Source organism: Candidatus Poribacteria bacterium (assembly GCA_021295755.1).
In the GTDB taxonomy this organism is placed as follows: Bacteria; Poribacteria; WGA-4E; order WGA-4E; family PCPOR2b; genus PCPOR2b.
In genome coordinates this window covers 13,771-16,322 of the sequence record JAGWBT010000149.1, presented here as the reverse complement: position 1 = coordinate 16,322, position 2,552 = coordinate 13,771, and the positions used below count along the sequence as shown (strand labels likewise).

The following is a 2,552-nucleotide window of genomic DNA, read 5'->3' as shown; positions in this document are numbered from 1 at the left end:
AACCAATGGTGCTAGCTTGCAATTGTCGATAGCGTGAAACGTGAAAACAATTTGCAATATCCTCACCAACTTGCACCAAAGGTGATGAGCATGATTTTTCAATGATAGGGGCGAATCTGCTCCGAACGAAGTGAAAAATTTGTATAGAACGAGGTTGCTATGGATTTTAACCAAAAAGTCAAAGAGATTAACTCTTTATTGGAGCAACACAACACATTTCGTGGGGATTGTCTGAATCTTATCGCTTCCGAAAATGTTCCGAGTCCGTTGGTCGAAGGGCTGCTTGTCGAAGATTTGGATCAGCGTTACGGGAACTACAGCGGGATTGACCTACAGGCACGGGTTTATCAAGGGAATCGGTTCATTGTCCAGATCGAGGAATTGGCGCAGGAACTGGCAAAGCAACTCTTCGGTGCGGCGTATGTCGATCTCCGCCCGCTCTCCGGCAACATCGCGGGCATCGCGACCACTTTTGGGCTAGCACGTCCCGGCGATATTGCGTTGGAGGTGCATAATGGACACCAATATGCAGACAAGTTAGCCTCGTCACCGCTGAAGGTGTCGCTCGAATCTATCCTTATCCCGTGGGACGGCGTTCGGTCTAACATCGACATTGATCAGACGGTCGCGCTCATCGAGAAGCATCGTCCCAAATTGGTGACGATTGGGTCGGGGGTGTTTCTCTTTCCGCAGCCGGTCCGTGAACTGAGGGAAGCGATGAATCGATATAGGCCCGATTCATACCTGATCTATGACGCTGCCCATGTCATGGGGCTGATCGCTGGCGGACGATTTCAGGATCCATTGGAGGAAGGTGCGGATGTACTTATTTCTAGCACGCATAAAACCCTCGCTGGACCGCAAGGGGGCATAATCTTGACGAACGATAGATCGCTTGCGGAACAGATCGGTCCTGCGGTTGCCCCTCTGCTTGAGAGCAACCATCACCTCGGTCGTTTGCCGGCGTTGGCGGGGACATTCTTAGAGTGGCTGGCTTGTGGTGCTGAGCATGCGGATGCAATCATCAGTAATGCAAAGGCGTTGGGGCAGGCGTTACACCAGCGGGGGATCCGTCTCCTCGGGCAGGAACTTGGCTTCACAGAATCGCACACATTGATACCGATTGTTGATGAATTTGGTGAGAGCAAAGCGATGGCAGACCAACTTGAGGCGTGTAATATCATCGCCGGTGGGGCGAGTGTTCCGGCGGAGTTGGGGGAGCACGGCTTACGGATTGGCGTTCAAGAGGTGACTCGGCGTGGTATGACGACGGCGGATGTGCCGGAGGTTGCGGATTGTATCGTCGGTGCGTTGAGGGGGGATGACCTCGAAGGGGTTAAGCGTCGGGCAGCTGCGTTGGGGCGGCGTTTTAATGGGATGCGGTTTACGCTAGAGGAGGTGTGATGAGCAGAGTTGCAATTTTGTAGGTCGAGTTTCCAAACTCGACTGTCGAGATATGAATCTCGACCTACAGTTCAGATGCAAGCATCAACCTATTCAAAATCCAAAGGCGTTGAGATGTGAATCTCGACCTACAGTTCAGATGCAAGCATCGACCTACTCAAAATCCAAATCTGTGACTGTTTGAGGTTCTGTGTGTCCCCAACCCTTCGGGTAGTATCCACCCTCCAACCAATATTGATAACTCGAAAACTGCCACTTCTCTGGTTTTGTAACATAACCATGCTTAACTGGATTGTAATGGATATAATCAAAATGTTGCTCTAAATCCAATTCATCTCGAATAACATGATCCCAGAATCGGTGTTGCCATAAGTGCAACCGTTGAACGATGCTTTTCTCTTTCTTCAAATTTACAGTAAAATTTCGTTGGGCAGAATGCAAAATTTTTGTCACATTCGTCGATATATTGGGTTTTATAAGCAAATGAAAATGATCCGGCAAAAAGGCGTATGCGAGCATCGAAAATGGGTGAATATCTTTAACCGTCTTCAGTGTCCGCACAAAAATATCCATATTCATTTCATTGCCGAAAATTGGCTTGCGTTTATATGTGACAACCGTTAAAAAATAGATGGCATTGGGGACGTAATATCGACGTATATTCATAAGAAAAAGAGTCGAGATGTGAATCTCGACCTACAGGATTCCATTGGGTCAAGGAATTTATGAGAAAGAGTCGAGATGTGAATCTCGACCTACAAGGGTTCAAAGTGTAAGGTATTCATGGTAAGCAGTCAAGTGAAATTCTCAAGGACAGACAAAGAGGATTTTAATACACAATCCCTCTCGAACATAACACGAAGGTAAAATATATTTTGATCGTCAACACAATCAGATTAGTATGATGGAGGAAATCTTTTCATGGCTTCAACGGATAGTAAGATTCGTATCGGAATCTACGGCTGCGGGTCTTGGGCGAATCGGACTCATATCCCGAACCTGCTGAAACTGGAGGGCGTTGAAATTGTCGCTGTCTGCGATAGCAATCCAGAGTCGCTTAAATCAACGGCTGAAGCGTTTAATATCCCCAAAACCTACACCGACGGACACGAGATGGTGGATAACGAAGATATGGACGCGCTTTACTC

Annotated in this window: 3 protein-coding genes; 2 read left to right on the top strand and 1 reads right to left on the bottom strand. The window is 47.7% G+C overall.

What is annotated here, in order from left to right; genetic code table 11:
- Window positions 1-159 precede the first annotated feature (159 nt).
- Window positions 160-1,404: a glycine hydroxymethyltransferase gene (locus J4G02_18975; GenBank protein MCE2396621.1), complete on the top strand. Its 1,245-nt coding sequence runs from the start codon at window positions 160-162 to the stop codon at window positions 1,402-1,404.
- 153 nt (window positions 1,405-1,557) lie between these two features.
- Here the strand turns inward: J4G02_18975 and J4G02_18970 are convergent, their stop codons facing one another.
- Window positions 1,558-2,070, bottom strand: a complete 513-nt coding sequence (locus J4G02_18970; GenBank protein ID MCE2396620.1) for a transposase — start codon at window positions 2,068-2,070, stop codon at window positions 1,558-1,560.
- 255 nt (window positions 2,071-2,325) lie between these two features.
- On the opposite strand from J4G02_18970, the gene J4G02_18965 reads away from it, so the two are divergent.
- A partial coding sequence (locus tag J4G02_18965) for a Gfo/Idh/MocA family oxidoreductase (protein ID MCE2396619.1) occupies window positions 2,326-2,552 on the top strand: 227 nt, incomplete at its 3' end.